Raw genomic sequence first — 16,009 nt, forward strand, 5'->3', positions numbered from 1 at the left:
ATCTCGCGCCGGTGCGGCTGCACACCGGCAAGCCCGCCGCAACCGCTGCCCGGGACATCCAGGCCCGCGCCTTTGCCGCCGGCCCCTCCATCGTCCTCGGTGCCGGCGCCCCCGCGCCCGACACCCCGGCGGGCGAACGCCTCCTCGCCCACGAGGTGAGCCACATCGCGCTGGGCCACGGCGGCGTACGCCGCAATCCGGACGACGCCACCAGCGGCCCGGTTTGCGAGCCCCGGGTGGGCACCTTCGTCCTCGACCCGGCCCTGGCCAACGTCGAGGCGCCGTCGAACATGAGCATCTCGGTGAAGGTCGAGGGCCCCAAGCTCACCGGCGCACCGACGGTGCATCACGTGACGCTCGACCGGCACGTGCTGTCCACCCAGCGGCTGCAGGTGTTCCTCACGCCGGCGAGCGCCGTGTTCGAAACCTGGCTGGAGGCCCAGTCGCAGCCACCGATGACCTCCGCCGGGCCGGTGGCGCCGCGGGTCATCGATCCGCTGGCCCCGGCCTTCACGGCCAGCGGGCCGATCCAGGTGATCGAGCAGCGCGGCGAGCACGTGCTGACCGCCACCGCCAACACCGAGACGGCCGCCGCCGGCACGGTGGTGCTGATCAACACCAGTGGCGGCACCGTGCTGCTCGACGCCGGCATGCAGTGCCTGTCGTCCGCCGACGCCCCGGCCCTCGGCGAGGCCATGGCCGACCGGCTGGTGGGCCTGGTGGGCAGCACGCCGATCTCCGAAGCGGTGCTCGCCCCGGGGGCCCCGTCGGGCCACCTGCTGCCCTATCTGGCCGGCTGCGTCGGGATTCTCTCGATCCGCGGCTCGGCCACCCAGGAGACCGACGGCAGCATCAACGCCGTGCTGGCCGCCCAGCAGGGCTACCGCAGCTGGTACGCAGGTGCGCTGCGGGACCAGCTGCAGACCCAGCGCAGCGACTGGGAACGCACCCAGCCCCTGGCGCCAACCCAGGACGTGCGCGACCAGCGCTGGGCCGCCTACCTGCAATCGGTCATGGCGACCGACCCGGTGCTCGCCGGCACCACGGTGGGCATCGCCCGCAACAGCGGTAGCGCCGCCAGCCCCGTGCTCGACGAGGCCTCCGAAACCCGCAGCCCACCTGCTGCCGACGCCAGCGGCGCGCTGGACCTCACCGATTCGGCCTGGGAGCCCGACCCGACACCGGGCCAGATGATCGTCTATGGCGGCGGGCGGATCACCACCTTCCCCGCCGCCGGCTTTGTGCTGCGGCCGGCCACCGCGCCGCTGCACGACCCGGTTCCCGGGCTTCACGCCTCTGGCCCCCAGGGGCTCGCCCCCGCCAGCCCGCGGGCCATCACGCCCTGGCTGGCGCTGCCGGCGGTGGGCAAGGAAGGGCTCACCCAGGCGCGCCTCGGCACCGGTCTGTCGATCCTCATCGACGCTGGCGGGCCACGGGCCATCACCATGGCCGCCGTGGCCCAGATGCAGACGCAACTGGGCGTCACCAACATCCAGCAGATCCTGCTCACCCATGTCCACGATGACCACACCCGCCAGCTGATCGAGCTCATCAAGGCCCACAACATCCGCGCCGCCGATCTGGTCACCTCCAGCGGCTGGCGCCAGGCCGGCACGCTGCGGGAGCTCACCACCACCGCCGATCCGGTGCTGGTGGGGCTGGGCTACGGCTCAGGCTGGAACCCGACCATCGCCGTGGGCGGCAGCGGGGTCCAGCACACCCGGGTCGGCACCGGCGCGGGCCAGATCGACGTGTACGCCCGGGCCTCGGCCCACCAGGATCTCGACGCCGCCTACACCGCGCGGGCGACCGGCGCCCGCCGCTCGGTGCCCTCGCCGATGGAGGACAGCGCGGGCTTTTTGTACGTGCATGGCAACGAGAGCTCGCCCACCCGCCACGCGGTGTTCGCCGACTTCCGGGGCGAGGACATCACCGGCCTGCGCGACGGCATGGGCGCCACCGGCTTTGCCGACGCGATGCGCAACGTGCGGGTCGTGTCGGGGCTCGGCCACCACCTGAGCAGCGCCGCCGGGCGCACGCCGGGCGACATCGAGGGCATGAACCTGCTGCTGGAGCAGACCCTCCAGCGCAACGGCGAGCTCACCCTGCTGATCCAGAGCCGCGAGGGCTTTGCCTTCGACGGCCCGTCCACCCGCACGGGCTCGGAGGGCGCGCTGCTCGACTACCTGCAGCGCCAGGGCGTGCGGGTCGTCTTTGCCGGTGCGCCGACCGGCACCAACAGCACCGACACCGCCACCCTCGACAGCAACCGCGGCCTCAACGCCCCGGCGCCGGGGGCCGGCGGCACCGGCATCCAGGTCTTCAACGCCGATCCCCAGCTGCAGGCTGCCTATCGCCGGCTCAACCTGCTGCGCGAAGCCCTGCGCACCGTCGGCGAAAGCCCGGAGTTTGCCGCCCAGGCGCTGGAGCAGCCGGGCGCCACATCCGCCCAGCTCCAGACGGCCCTGCAGGCCGACATCACCCGCATCGAAACCCTGCTGGCAGAGCTGCGCGGCGTGGCGGCGGCCGACCTGCTGGATGCCCGTGCGCCCAACCCCGGCGGACGCGACCACACTTCTGCCACCAACCGGGCCGCATTCCGCAGCCGCATGTCGCCCGGCGGACGCAGCGCCACCGACATCCTGACCGACCTGGCCCAGGTGCAGCCGGCCGAGGCGGCCCTCAATCCCACGGTACAGGCCCGACTGCAACTGGCCCTCGACCACGGCCGGGCCATCAGCCTGCCCACCGCCTTCGCCGCCATGCCGCGGGATCTGGCCACCGCCGCCGAAGCCCTGCCGCCCGCCCAGCGGGACGCCCTCGGCCGCCAGTACCGCGAACTGGCCGACCTGACCCGGGCGCTGGAATCCGGCCAGGTGCCGGCCGACCGGCGGGTGGACGTGCTCGCCCGGGCGATGGCCCTGCGCGACCAGCTGCAGCAGTGGCAGGGCAGCGCCGCCGAGGGCCAGCGGGCCACGATCGGCGGCGAGCTGGCCCGCGTGGAAGGCATCGTCAATACCCTCAAGGCCCAGGCCCACACCGACGTGATGACCGGCCGCGACGCTCAGGGCCGCATCACCCGTACCGAGTTCGTCCGCATGGGCGGCACTGCGCCGGCCGGCGCCGATGCGGCAGTGCGCGGCTTCCACGCCGTCGGGCAGGCCATGGGCGCGATGATGGTGATCCATTCGGTGCAGGAGGCGGTCACCTCGATCGCCGGTGGCCCGGACGGCAACGCCAGCGTCCCCGAGCGCCTGCTGCACACCGCCCACGCCGCCTACGGCATGCACATCGGCGTGCGCATGGCCACCGCCAGCCTGCGCCAGGCGGCCGCTGGCAGCGGCGGCGTGGCCACCTGGGAGTTCGCGGTGCTGGCGGTGTTCGAGGTTGGCGCCGCCGCGACGGCCGACTACCACAGCGCCGAAGAACGCAACGCCGCGGTGGCGAGCTCCGCCATCCACGCCTCGGTGAACATGCTGTGCATGATGGCCGGCCAGAGCATCATGGTGGCCGGCGCCGAGATGCCCAGCCATCCGCTGATCAAGGCAGGGGTGATGGGCCTCGGCCTTGCGGTGACCATGGCCGGCGAGAAGATCCTCAGCCTGTTCGGGCTGGACGAGCGCGTCGAGCGCTGGGCATCCTACCCGCCGGGCTCGGTGACCGAGGTCAATCAGAACATCAACCGCGTCTTGGGCGATTACCGCGCCCTCATCGGCAACCGGCGCCTGCAGGCGCGCACCGACGAAGAGCTGCGCCAGCTCGGCGTGACCGACGTGAGTGCGTTCCGCGCCTCAGCCCAGCGCGACGCCGCCAACCTGCGCGCCGATCTCAGCGCCAAGGAATCCGAACTCACCGGCCTGTTCGAATCCGCCTACGGCGACGCCAGGGGCGCCTGGGTCGGCCTGCCCGTGCTCGACCAGCAGGCCGCCGAATTCACGCGCCTGCGCGCCGAAGCCCGGGGCAACGACCCCGACCCGAACCGCGAAAGCCTCGACGCCCGCTGGCGGGCCATCGACACAAAGCTCGACATGAGCAAGGCCGGCACCGGCGAGATCGACCGGCTCTCCCAGTGGGCCACCCTGGACGAAGAGCTGGACACCGTGGAGTCGCTCCTCAACACCACCCCGGTCGACCACGCCAAGCTGTTCACCCACCTCGAACGCGTCCACCTGACGCTTGAGAACGCCCGCTACCGCCTCGCCCCTCACGGCGGCCCGCGCAGCACCGCGATGCTCCCGGAAGGCAGCCCGGGCCGCGCCCGTTACGTGAATCTGCTGGAAAAGCGGGAGCGGCGCGACCTGAATCTCCAGGTGGCGCTCGCCAGCGCCTCGGGCCACGAGCTACCCGTCCAGGCCACCCTGTCGGACATCTCGCCACAGGCCGCCCTCGCCCGCCTGCGGGCTGTGCGCGCCGCCTACGACGCCGAGATCAACGAAGCGGCCAGTCAGCTCCCCAATCTTGGCAAGCGCGCGCTGTGGAACGACCTCGCCGCGCTCACCCGGGCGGCGGAAGACGCCAACAACGCCCACCCCGACCTGTTCAACCAGCTGCGCATGGCCGAAGCCGCGCTCCAGGCCGCGGCAACCCAGGCCCGCAGCGCGCCGTCCCAGGTCCAGCCCCCGCCCGCGCCCGACATCGGCCCGCCGGCACCGGCCTTCGTACCCGCCAATCTGCGTTTCGAGATCGACACCGAGGTGAACGCGGCCTTCCTCGCCATGGAACAACGCCGGACCCACCATGGCCTGATCTTCCGCACCGAAATCGATGCGTTGGTCGTGCAGCAGAGTGCCCGGCAAGACACCCTCCTCGCCGCCCGCATCGACGCAGGCAACGCCGCGCCGGGCACCTCTCAGGCCCGTCCGTTCTCCGAAGAGGAAATCAACGCGCTGCGCCGGGGCGATCTGGCCGACCAGGGCGGCAAACTCACCTCCACCGCGCACCAGCTCGGCGAACAACGCCGCCTGCTGATGCAACTTCGCAGCGACGAGGCGGGAACGATGGATTACACACGCATGAACCGCTCGATGGAGCGCCAGTTCGTGGGGGTCTCCAACCCCTACCGCTACCTGGACAGCGGCGTGTTCGACACCTACCCCGAGGCCAGCTACGACGCCAGCCTCAATCCTGTGGTGACGGGGGCCGGCAAATCCAGCTGGGGCGCCAACGGCACCTTCGGCGGCCCGGCCATGTACACCGTCGTGATGCCCATCAACGCCGACGCGGTCAAAGCCTTCGGCCCGCGGCCCATCGCCATCCGCCACTCCGACTTCAAGCGCCTGCGCCCCGAAGACGAGGCGCGCTACAACGCGCCCGTCCGCCAACCCTGAACCCACCTCATCGCCCCATGAACCCAGCCGCCACGCCCCACCCCGCCGCCAGTGCTGCCTGGAAGATGCTCGAACTGGCCCAGGCCGGGCTCATGCTGCCCCTGATCGACGTGGAAACCGCAGCCTGGGTACTCGGCCTGCACGGCCATGCCACGCCCCCGCTGCCGGAGCCGGCCCACACCCACGCCCGGCTGGCGGCAGCCCTGGCCGCCGACGACGCCACGCAAGCCACGGCGCTCCTCCACGACCGGCTGCCCCGCCCGGGCATGGAACGGCTGCTCATCCACGCCTGCCATCTGGGCGGCCACCTCCATGCCGACGCCCTGCTCGATGTGGCGCTGGCCCATCCCGCCGCGTGGTTCAACGGCGCGATGCTGGCCGGCACCAGCCGACCGGCCGAACTGCTGGCGCGCCTGGATGTTTCCCGCGGGCAGCCCCTGTCGATGCCCGACATCGTCACCATCGCCGAGCTCGTCCTGCGCAGCCTGGATGCCGGACAGCCCTGCCCCGCGGCCGAGGCCCTGTGGCAGCCGCTGGCGGAGGCCCCCGACGCCCTGGCCCGCCACCCCCAGTTCCGCACCGCCCACCTGCGCTATCTCGCCCGCCACGATCCGGAATCCTCCCGCGCCCGCCTGCTGCGCTACGCCGAAACCTACCCCCGGAGCGATCTGTATGTCGGCGCCGTCGCCGTGCTGGCCCGGCTGCTCGTCGCCGATCCGGCAGCAGCGGTGGCGCTGGTGGCCACGTCCGACGAAGAAGCCGACGTGTCCGTGTGGCTGCCCGCCCTGTGCTGGGGTTTCGAACTGCCCGCCGCCGCCCACCCGCTCGTCAACCGCCTGCTCGACTCCACCGACCCGGAAACCGGCCTCGATCTGGTGACCGCACTGGCCCGCACGCCCAACGTGACATGGCTGCAGCGCGCATGGCAGAACACGGAAGGTCTGGCCGATCGGGACGAGCGCATCGTGAGGGCCATCGGGCCGGCCCTGATGCAGCTCCACGCGGCGGGGCTCGACGATCAGGCCGACGCGCTGACGAGTCTGGCGGACCAATGGCTGGGGGACGCCCGGGTCATCGACAACCAGCTGCCGGGCACCGGGCTGCTGCGCGTACTGGGTGCGCCCGGTCTGCCGCCCCTCGTGCCCTGGGGCAAGGGGCTTGATCTGCCCTGAACCCGCCGGGCCGGCACAAACCGGACGCACAAAATGAAAAAGCCACTCGTCTGAGTGGCTTTTTCACGGGAATTTATTGGTCGGGGAAAGAGGATTCGAACCTCCGGCCCCTGCGTCCCGAACGCAGTGCTCTACCAGGCTGAGCTATTCCCCGACTCGACCCTGACTGCCATGCATCTGCAAGGCTTCAAGGTATTTCGCGTAACGCCGTTATTGCTTGTGGCGCCCTGGAAAGACCGCGATTATGTACGAACTCTGCAGAAGGTGCAAGAAGATCGACACATTTATTCAAGCCGGAGCCTTGCTCCGCCCTGCCGGCGATCAGGCCAGCTTGGTGCCCGGATGGGTTGCCTCGACTTCCTCGTGTTCCCATTCCTTCACGGTTTCGGACAGGAGACGGGCTTTTTCGTGGGCATCCGGGGCGTGGTGATGTTCGCGCTCGAAAGCCTCCAGCGCATCGTGGCAGGCCTCGGCCTTCGAATGGGCATGGGTGTGGGGCATGATGAACCTTCCTTCTTGATGACTGAAACATGGCGATGCAAACAGTATGCTGCACCGCACAACGTAATTCTAGCCACCATTCCAAGACAATCGCAAGCACGTTTTGCACTGCAACAACGCGCATCGCCGCCGCCATCGTGACAAACTCGACACCCGACCCCTGCTAGTGCAATACCATCCCCAGTAACACTGACTCATCGAACCCGGTCGCCGGACGCGGCACCATCTTCCACCGACCGACGAGGCAAAAATGTCCGTCTCAGCACTCAGCCGGATCATCGTCAGGTTTATCGCTGTTGTTCTGGCCTGCCTGGCCAGCAATGCGCTGGCGGCCGATGCCGCGCCGCGCACGCTCCGCGTAGTCAGCGACGACAACTATCCGCCCTACCTCTTCCGCAACGCCGACGGCAAGGTCGAGGGTTATCTGGTGGATCTGTGGCAGCTATGGCAGGCCCGCACCGGCATCGAGGTCACCCTCACCGCCACCAACTGGGCCGAGGCCCAGCGGATGATCGCCGACGGGCGCGCCGACGTGATCGACATGATCTACCGCACGCCTCAGCGCGAGCCCTTCTACGAGTTCTCGGCGCCCTATGCCGATCTGCCGGTGGCGATCTACACCCACACCACCATCGGCGGCATCAGCGGCGTGAGCACCCTGAAGGGTTTCGAGATTGGCGTTCAGTCGGGCGACGCGTGCATCCACCGGCTCAACGCAAGCGGCATCACCACCCTCGTCGAGTACCCCAATTACACCGAACTGATCGCCGCCGCCCAGCGCCAGGAGATCAAGCTGTTCTGCCTCGACGAGATTCCGGCCAACTTCTACCTCTACAAGGCCCATGCCCAGGCCGACTTCCGCAAGGCCTTCGACCTGTACCAGGGCCAGTTCCGGCGGGCCACCCGCAAGGGCAACACCGCCACCCTGCAGATCGTCGAGCAGGGCATGGCCGCCATCACCCCGGCCGAAGACGCGGCCCTGCGCAAGAAGTGGTTCGGCACACCGCTGGATCTCGGCAGCTACAGCCGTTACGTCATCTGGGGGCTGATCGCGGCGGGCAGCACCGGCCTGCTGCTGATTGTCTGGAACATGACCCTGCGGCGCCAGGTTGCCAGCAAGACGCAGACCCTCAACGCCACCCTCAACGAACTGCGCCAGGCCCACGCCGCCGCCAGCGAAGCCGAGCAAAGCCTCGCCGCCACCCTGCAGGCGATCCCCGACCTGCTCTTCGAGTTCGACGCGGGCGGGCATTACCTCAACGTCTTCAGCAACCAGGACGAACTGCTGGCGGCCTCGCGCAGCAACCTCATCGGCCTGCATGTCTCGACCGTACTGCCGGCCTCGGCGGCCTGCACGGTGGTCGAGGCGATCCAGGCTGCGGCCGCCAACGGCCAGGACTACGGTCGCACCATCCGGCTCGACCTGGGTGGCAGCGACCACTGGTTCGAGCTTTCCGCCGCCCGCAAGCGCACCGAAGGCGGCGAGCCGCGGGTGCTGATCCTGTCCCGGGACATCACCGAGCGCCGCGAGGCCGAGCGCGCCCTGCTGGCCGCCAAAGAGTCGGTGCTCATCGCCGAGAGCACCCGCCACTTCCAGGCCCTGTTCAACGCCGCGCCGGTCGCCCTGGCCTACTGCAAGGGCGAGCACATCGAGTCGATCAATCAGCGCTTCATCGAGCTGTTCGGCTACCAGCCGTCCGACATTCCCACCCTTGCCGACTGGTGGCAGCGCGCCTACCCCAACCCGGCCTACCGCAGGCAGGTTCAGGAGACCTGGAACGCCGCCCTCGACCGGGCCGCCGCTGCCGGCGGCATGCTGGACAGCATCGAGTATCAGGTCACCAGCAAGGATGCCCAGGTGCGCAACCTGCTGATCGGTGGCCAGCTGCTGGACGGCGGCTTCATCGCCACCTTCACCGACATCACCCTGATCCGCGAAGCCGAGGCGGCCCTCAAAGCCGCCAAGGACGCCGCCGACGCCGCCAACGTGGCCAAGAGCTCCTTCCTGGCCAACATGAGCCACGAGATCCGCACGCCGATGAACGCCATTCTCGGCTACACCCATGCCCTGCGGCGCGGCCAGCTGTTGCCCGAACAGGCCGACCGGCTCGACAAGATCGAGGACGCCGGCCACCACCTGCTGGCGATCATCAACGACATCCTCGACATCTCGAAGATCGAGGCCGGCAAGCTGGTGCTGGAACACACACCCTTCCACCTGGGCTCGATCGTCGATTACGTGCGCTCCCTGATCGCCGAATCGGCCGAGGCCAAGGGCCTGCAGCTGCGGGTGGATTACGACGACGTGCCACCCCAACTGGTGGGCGACCCGACCCGCCTGCGCCAGGGGCTGCTCAACTTTGCCAGCAACGCGGTCAAGTTCACCACCGCCGGCACCATCACCCTGCGCAGCCGGCTCGAGGCCCGCGACGGCGACCGCCTGCACGTGCGCTTCGAGGTGGAAGACACTGGCATCGGCATCCCCGCCGACAAGCTGCCCGACCTCTTCCAGCCCTTCCGGCAGGTGGACGCCTCCACCACCCGCAAGTACGGCGGCACCGGGCTCGGCCTTGCCATCACCCAGCGCCTGGCCCGGCTGATGGGCGGCGACGCCGGCGTCGAAAGCACCCCGGGCGTGGGCAGCCTGTTCTGGTTCTCCGCCACTCTCGAGGTCGGCACCGGGCATGTCGAACATCTGGCCCTCGCGCCCTCCGGCGCCGAGGCCGGGCTCCGCAGCCGCCACGCCGGCGCGCGCATCCTGCTGGTGGAAGACGATCTGGTGAATCAGGAAGTCGCGTTGGAGCTGCTGAGTGAAACCGGGCTGGTGGTGGATCTGGCCGAGAACGGCCGGATCGCCCTCGAAAAAGCGTCTGAATCGGGCTACGCCGCCATCCTGATGGACATGCAGATGCCCGAAATGGGCGGCCTCGAAGCCACTACCCGCATCCGCGCCCTGCCCGCCCACCGCCTGACGCCCATCATCGCGATGACCGCCAACGCCTTCGACGAAGACCGGGAGCGCTGCAGCAAGGCCGGCATGAACGACTTCATCGCCAAGCCGGTGGAGCCGGAAATCCTGTTCGAAACGCTGTTGCGCTGGCTGGGCTGACCCGGCACCTCAGCCCAGCGCCGCCAGATCGGCCGGCGTATCCACGTCCTGCAGCACACCGGGGTCGTCGGTCTCGATGGCGTGCAGCAAGTCGGTGTTGCGCCGGATGATCGAACGGGCGCCTTCGTCGCCCTCCAGCGCCACGAGTGCATCGCGCCAGCGCGCCGCAAAGCCCACCGGATGCCCGCGCAGGCCAGCGAAGATTGTTGCCGCAAGCGCGGCGCCACCAGCGATGGCTCCAACCACCGCAAGATGGGTGTCGACGCGGATGCGCGGCATGTCGGCCAACGCCACCAGCCAGCCGTCGGCGTCCCGGCTTGCGGCAACGCCGGCGGCCAGGCTGTGGCCCATGCCGTCCCGGGCGGCGTTTGAACGGATCACCGCCAGCCCCTCGGCTTCAATCAGCCCGGCGAGTTCATCCTGCTCCGGGCGCAGCACCGCGATGCAATCGGGGCACGCGGCCTTGAGAGCACGCGCGGCTGCCACCGCCACCGGCGTGCCGTCCGCCAGCGGCTGGCGTAGCTTGTCGGCGCCGAAGCGCCGCCCCTGCCCCGCCGCCAGCAACAGCCCGACGATCCGCGCCACCGGTTAGCCCAACCCGCAGCCGGCGCTGGCCGGCGTGGCGGGTTCGGGGCGGATCACGGCCGCGCCGTTCTTCACCGCGGTCATCTCGGCGAGGATGGACACTGCGATCTCTGGCGGCGTGCGGCTGCCGATGGGCAGGCCGATGGGGCCGCGGAGCCGCTCGACCTCGCCTTCCGACAGGTCAAAATACTCCAGCAGCCGGGCCCGCCGGGTCGCGTTGTTGACCCGCGAACCCAGCGCCCCCACGTAGAAAGCCGGCGACTTGAGCGCTTCGAGGAGCGCCATGTCGTCCAGCTTGGGGTCGTGGGTGAGCGCCACGATCGCCGTGTGCGGATCGGGCAGCATCGCCGTCACCACGTCGTCGGGCATGCCGGGCACCAGCGGCGCGCCGGGCACGTCCCACTCGGCCGAATACTCCTCCCGCGGGTCGCACACGCTCACCGCGTAATCCAGCGCCTGGGCCATCGGCGCGAGGTAGCGCCCGATCTGGCTGGCGCCGATGATGAGCAGCCGCCAGCGCGGCCCGTGGATCGTGGACAGGCGCCGCCCGTCCCAGCCCAAGGCTTCGCCGCGGCAGGCGTCGGCGACGGCCACGGTGCTGGTGTCGATGTCCACATCGCGGCGAACCAGCTGGCCGGCCTCGATGCGGGCCGCCAGATCGGCCAGCCGGGCCATGTCCGGCGCCGGCTCCACCACCAACTCCAGCGTGCCACCGCAGGGCAGGCCAAAGCGCGCCGCCTCGTCGCGGGTCACGCCGTAGGTGAGCACGAAGGGCCGGCTACCGGCGATGCGGCCATCGAGCATCCGGGCCACCAGATCGTCCTCGATGCAGCCGCCGGACACCGAGCCCTGCACCCGGCCATCATCCCGCAGGGCCATCCAGGCGCCCGCCGGACGCGGCGCCGAGCCCCAGGTGCGGGCCACGGTGACGAGCGCCGCCCGGTGGCCATCGGCAGCCCAGCGGCGCAGGGCTGCGAGCACCTGCAGATCCTGGCTATCCATGGTTTGCCTCCTTTCGGCAAAGCGCGTGCGGAGGGCAACCGAGGCCGCCCCCGCAACGCGCAGCAGTCATCGTCAGGCCTTCAGCGCATCGGCCTGGAAAGGCAGCCGGGTGAGCCACCGCCCGGTGGCCGCGGCGATCGCGTTGGCTACCGCCGGCGCCACCGGCGGCACGCCGGGTTCGCCGATGCCGGTGGGGTTTTCGGCGGACTGGACGATGTGCACCTCCACCTTCGGCATCTCGTTGATGCGGATCGGCGCGTACTCGCCAAAGTTGCCCTGCTCCACCACGCCATCCTTCAGGGTGATCTCGCCATGCAGCGCGGCCGACAGCGCGAAGCCCACCGAGCCTTCCACCTGGGCGCGCACGTTGTCCGGGTTGATCGCCATGCCGCAATCCACTGCCGACACGATGCGATCCACCTTCACGCTGCCGTCGGCGGCCACCGTCACCTCGGCCACCTGGGCGACGAAGGAGTGGAAGGATTCATGCACCGCCACGCCGCGCCCGCGCCGCTCGCCCGGCTTGCCGGCCGCCAGCGGGGTGCCCCAGCCAGCCTTGTCGGCCGCGAGCTTGAGCACCGCCGAATGGCGCGGATGCTTGGCGAGGAGCTTGAGGCGCATCGCGACCGGGTCCTGCTTCGACTCGGCGGCGAGCCGGTCGAGGAAGGTTTCAGTGGAGTACGCCGTGTGGGTCGAGCCCACCGAGCGCCACCACAGCACCGGCACGCCGATGTCCTTGGGGGTGTGCAGCTCCACCTGCAGGTTGGGGATGGCGTAGGGCAGGTTGGCCGCGCCCTCCACCGACACGGCGTCGATGCCGTCCTTCACCATCACCGACTCGAAGGCCGAGCCGGTGATGATCGACTGGCCCACCAGCCGGTGACGCCAGGCGCTGATGCTGCCGTCGGCGTCCAGCGCCGCCTCGATGCGGTGGTGGAACATCGGGCGGTAGTAGCCCGCCTTCATGTCGTCCTCGCGCATCCACACCAGCTTGACCGGCGCGCGGGTGCCGCTGGCCTTGACGATGGACGCGGCCTCGCGCAGGTAGTCGGACTGGGTGCACGCGCGCCGGCCAAAGCTGCCGCCGGCGTAGAGCATGTGGATCGTCACCTTCTCGGGGGGCAGGTCGAACATCGCGGCCAGCGTGGCCTGGTCGACGGTCTGGAACTGCTCGCCATTCCACACTTCAAGGCCGTCGGCGGTGCGCTGGACGACGCAGTTCATCGGCTCCATCGCCGCGTGGGCGAGATACGGGAAGTCGTAGCTGGCAGTGACGACCTTGGCTGCGCCAGTGATGGCGCCAGGGGCGTCGCCCTGGGTGCGCGCCACGAGGCCCGGCTTGCCGGCCAGCTCGTGGTAGCGGGCGAGGATCTCGTCGGAGCCCAGCCTGAAGGCGGCGCTGTCGTCCCACTCAACCACCAGCGCGTCGCGGCCCTTCTTGGCCGTCCAGGTGTCGCGGGCCAGCACGGCGACGCCGGCAGGCACCGTCACCACATCCACCACGCCCTTGATGGCCTTGGTCTTGCTCGCATCCACCGACTTCGCTTTGCCGCCAAAGCGCGGCGGGTGGGCGACCACCGCCACCAGCATGCCGGGCAGGTGCAGATCCTGGGTGAATTGCGCCGAGCCGTCGGTCTTGGCGGCGCTGTCCTTGCGGGGCGCGCGCTTGCCGATCAGGCGGAAATCCTTCGGGTTCTTGAGGGTGACCTGGGCCGGCACGGCCTCGAGGGCGGCGGCTTCGGCCAGCTCGCCAAAGCTCGCCTTGCGGCCGCTGGCGGCGTGGCGCACCACGCCTTCGGCCACGCTGATCTCGGCGGCCGGCACGTTCCAGCGCTTGGCCGCGGCGGAGACCAGCATCGCCCGGGCGGTGGCGCCGGTCTGGCGCATCTGGCCCCAGGAGTTGGCCATCGCGGTGCTGCCGCCGGTGCCCTGGGCGGCGCCGAAGAACAGGTTGTTGTAGCGCTTGGCGTCGGCCGGCGCGCCTTCGACCTTCACCTGCGACCAGGCGGCGTCGAGCTCTTCGGCGACGATGGTGGCGAGGCCGGTGTAGGTGCCCTGCCCCATCTCCAGGTGCTTGGAGATCACGGTAACGGAGTTGTCGGCGCCGATGCGCAGGAAGGGCGTCGGCGCAAAGCTAGCGGTCGCGGCGCCGCTGGCAGCCGGCTTGGCCGCCTGGCCGATGCCGGGCACGGCGAGGCCGAGGGTGAGGCCCGCGGCGCCCTGCAGGAAGCCGCGGCGGGAGAGGTTCTCGATGGGGTTGTGGCGTTCGGTCGTCATGCTGGGCTCCTTACGCCAGGGCCTTGGCGGCTTCGTGGATGGCAGCGCGGATGCGCACGTAGGTGCCGCAGCGGCACAGGTTGCCCGCCATCGCGGTGTCGATGTCGGCGTCGGTGGGCTTGCGGTTGGTCGAGAGCAGGCTCACGGCGCTCATGATCTGGCCGGACTGGCAGTAGCCGCACTGGACGACATCCAGCTTGCGCCACGCCTCCTGCACCGCCTTGCCGACGCGGGAGCCATCCACCGCCTCGATGGTGGTGACCTTCTTGCCCGCCACGTCCGACACCGGCGTGATGCACGAACGCACCGGCTGGCCGTTCACATGCACGGTACAGGCGCCGCACAGGCCGGCGCCGCAGCCAAACTTGGTGCCGGTGAGGAGCAGGGAATCCCGCAGCGTCCAAAGTAGCGGGGTGTCGGCGTCGACGTCGGCCTTGTGGGGCTTGCCGTTCACGGTGAGCTGGATCATTTTCAATCTCCGAAGGGGGTACGAGTGGTTCTTGTCTGGGTCGGGTTGCCGGGCAGTAGGACGGGGATGAGTGAGGAGTAAGCAGGGAGGGGCCTTGACTGATCCCGTTGCGCTCGCGTGAGCCAGCGCAACGGGTTTCAGCCCGGTCTCCTCACGCCTTACTCCTCACTCCTCTCCGCCGGATAATTCCCGACCATCACCCTCGGAAATTTAGCCCACTGCAAGCTGGATGGCATTGCAGAATCCTGTGAGATTCTTGCCTGATTCTCCAGACTTGTTTTCGACACGTGACCGCACACCCTGCGCGGGGTTAATCTCCCATGCGCTCCCCGCAAGGAAAAACCATGATCACATCAGGCTTTCCGCCACCCGCCGAGGCGGCCGCGCTCGACGCCGCGCGCCAGGCGCTGGCCGACATCATTGAACGATATTGCACCGAAGACGGCCCCACCGCGACGTCCGTGCCGGGCCTCAGCCTGTTCCGCGCCTCCAGCACCAGCACACCGATCTGCGCGGTGTACCGGTCGGTGCTGGCGGTGGCCGTGCAGGGCAGCAAACGCCTCGTGCTGGCCGACGAGCACTTCCAGTACGACAGCCGGCACTACCTGATCACCTCGGTGGACCTGCCGGTGATGGGCCAGATCACCGAGGCCACGCCCGACAAGCCCTACCTGTGCGCGGTGTTCGACATGGACGCCCACAAGATCGCCGAGCTCGCCAGCACCCTGCAACTGGCCCCGCCCTCGCCGGGCAACGGCCAGCTCGGGCTCGGGGTGAGCGATCTGACGCTGCCGGTGATGGATGCGCTGCTGCGCATCGCCCGGCTGCTGGATACGCCCCGCGACATCCCGGTGCTGGCCCCGCTGCACGAGCGCGAGCTGCTGTATCGCCTGCTAACCGGCGAGCAGGGGCTGCGCCTGCGGGCCATTGCCGCCGCCGACAGCCAGAGCCACCGCACCGCCCGGGCGGTGGCGTGGATCAAGGAAAATTTCGACCAGCCCCTGTCGATCGAGGCCCTGGCCGACGCGGCCAACATGAGCAAATCGACGCTGCACCAGCACTTCAAGGCGCTCACCGCCATGAGCCCGCTGCAGTATCAGAAGCAGATCCGCCTGCAGGAAGCCCGCAAGCTGATGCTGCTCGAATCGCTCGACGCCGCCTCCGTGGCGCGCCGGGTGGGCTACGAGAGCCCGTCGCAGTTCAGCCGCGAGTACCGCCGCCTGTTCGGCGCCCCGCCCCTGCGGGATGTGGCGCGCATGCGCTGAAGGCAGCCCCAGGAAGAACGGGGGAAGAATTCGGCCTGCAGCGGCCCAAGAAACCCGGGCGACACAAACAAAAATGGAGCACGGCCAGAATGGCGATGCTCCATTTTTGCTACCAGACCCCGGCGGGCCCAGCGGGAATGAGTGGTCGGGGAAAGAGGATTCGAACCTCCGGCCCCTGCGTCCCGAACGCAGTGCTCTACCAGGCTGAGCTATTCCCCGACGCTTTTACTGCTCACACTGGCAACAATCACCAGCGCTAAAACAAAACAGCCACACTTGACATCGAAATCCGGCGTACAGCT

Annotated in this window: 9 protein-coding genes and 2 tRNA genes; 4 read left to right on the plus strand and 7 right to left on the minus strand. The window is 69.7% G+C overall.

Going from position 1 to position 16,009, the window contains the following annotated elements; all coding sequences use genetic code 11:
• A partial coding sequence (locus QQK25_RS09270) for an eCIS core domain-containing protein (protein ID WP_284187663.1) occupies window positions 1-5,327 on the plus strand: 5,327 nt, incomplete at its 5' end.
• Window positions 5,328-5,344: 17 nt separating this feature from the next.
• Complete coding sequence (locus QQK25_RS09275) at window positions 5,345-6,499, plus strand: hypothetical protein (protein WP_284187664.1); 1,155 nt, start codon at window positions 5,345-5,347, stop codon at window positions 6,497-6,499.
• A gap of 77 nt (window positions 6,500-6,576) precedes the next feature.
• Here the strand turns inward: QQK25_RS09275 and QQK25_RS09280 are convergent.
• Together QQK25_RS09280 and QQK25_RS09285 are read right to left on the minus strand one after the other, a co-directional pair.
• Window positions 6,577-6,653: transfer RNA gene (locus QQK25_RS09280), tRNA-Pro, on the minus strand.
• A 167-nt stretch (window positions 6,654-6,820) separates the two neighbouring features.
• On the minus strand, window positions 6,821-7,000 hold the full coding sequence (locus QQK25_RS09285) for a hypothetical protein (protein WP_284187665.1): 180 nt from the start codon (window positions 6,998-7,000) through the stop codon (window positions 6,821-6,823).
• Between the two features lie 250 nt (window positions 7,001-7,250).
• Between QQK25_RS09285 and QQK25_RS09290 the strand changes: the two genes are divergently transcribed.
• Complete coding sequence (locus QQK25_RS09290) at window positions 7,251-10,109, plus strand: ATP-binding protein (RefSeq protein WP_284187666.1); 2,859 nt, start codon at window positions 7,251-7,253, stop codon at window positions 10,107-10,109.
• A gap of 9 nt (window positions 10,110-10,118) precedes the next feature.
• On the opposite strand, the gene QQK25_RS09295 is transcribed toward QQK25_RS09290, so the two are convergent.
• The 4 genes from QQK25_RS09295 to QQK25_RS09310 form a co-directional block, all read right to left on the minus strand.
• A complete protein-coding gene (locus QQK25_RS09295) occupies window positions 10,119-10,694 on the minus strand; it encodes a nucleotidyltransferase family protein (RefSeq protein WP_284187667.1) in 576 nt (191 codons plus the stop codon).
• A gap of 3 nt (window positions 10,695-10,697) precedes the next feature.
• On the minus strand, window positions 10,698-11,696 hold the full coding sequence (locus QQK25_RS09300) for an XdhC family protein (protein WP_284187668.1): 999 nt from the start codon (window positions 11,694-11,696) through the stop codon (window positions 10,698-10,700).
• Window positions 11,697-11,768: 72 nt separating this feature from the next.
• Window positions 11,769-13,973 carry a xanthine dehydrogenase family protein molybdopterin-binding subunit gene (locus tag QQK25_RS09305; RefSeq protein WP_284187669.1) on the minus strand — a complete coding sequence of 735 codons (2,205 nt, stop codon included), beginning with the start codon at window positions 13,971-13,973 and terminating at the stop codon, window positions 11,769-11,771.
• A gap of 10 nt (window positions 13,974-13,983) precedes the next feature.
• Window positions 13,984-14,442, minus strand: a complete 459-nt coding sequence (locus QQK25_RS09310; protein ID WP_284187670.1) for a (2Fe-2S)-binding protein — start codon at window positions 14,440-14,442, stop codon at window positions 13,984-13,986.
• A gap of 344 nt (window positions 14,443-14,786) precedes the next feature.
• Here QQK25_RS09310 and QQK25_RS09315 point away from each other — a divergent pair, with 344 nt between their 5' ends.
• Window positions 14,787-15,707: an AraC family transcriptional regulator gene (locus QQK25_RS09315; RefSeq protein ID WP_284187671.1), complete on the plus strand. Its 921-nt coding sequence runs from the start codon at window positions 14,787-14,789 to the stop codon at window positions 15,705-15,707.
• Between the two features lie 142 nt (window positions 15,708-15,849).
• On the opposite strand, the gene QQK25_RS09320 is transcribed toward QQK25_RS09315, so the two are convergent.
• Window positions 15,850-15,926 (minus strand) — tRNA-Pro (locus QQK25_RS09320).
• Window positions 15,927-16,009 lie beyond the last annotated feature (83 nt).

The sequence above is a fragment of the Zoogloea oryzae genome (assembly GCF_030161255.1).
In the GTDB taxonomy this organism is placed as follows: Bacteria; Pseudomonadota; Gammaproteobacteria; order Burkholderiales; family Rhodocyclaceae; genus Zoogloea; species Zoogloea oryzae.

What these genes read in the sequence shown, in the direction of transcription:
- QQK25_RS09300 (WP_284187668.1), bottom strand. Translation starts at nt 11,696, where the DNA reads ATGGATAGCCAGGATCTGCAGGTGCTCGCAGCCCTGCGCCGCTGGGCT.
- QQK25_RS09315 (WP_284187671.1), top strand. Translation starts at nt 14,787, where the DNA reads ATGATCACATCAGGCTTTCCGCCACCCGCCGAGGCGGCCGCGCTCGAC.
- QQK25_RS09290 (WP_284187666.1), top strand. Translation starts at nt 7,251, where the DNA reads ATGTCCGTCTCAGCACTCAGCCGGATCATCGTCAGGTTTATCGCTGTT.
- QQK25_RS09285 (WP_284187665.1), bottom strand. Translation starts at nt 7,000, where the DNA reads ATGCCCCACACCCATGCCCATTCGAAGGCCGAGGCCTGCCACGATGCG.
- QQK25_RS09275 (WP_284187664.1), top strand. Translation starts at nt 5,345, where the DNA reads ATGAACCCAGCCGCCACGCCCCACCCCGCCGCCAGTGCTGCCTGGAAG.
- QQK25_RS09305 (WP_284187669.1), bottom strand. Translation starts at nt 13,973, where the DNA reads ATGACGACCGAACGCCACAACCCCATCGAGAACCTCTCCCGCCGCGGC.
- QQK25_RS09310 (WP_284187670.1), bottom strand. Translation starts at nt 14,442, where the DNA reads ATGATCCAGCTCACCGTGAACGGCAAGCCCCACAAGGCCGACGTCGAC.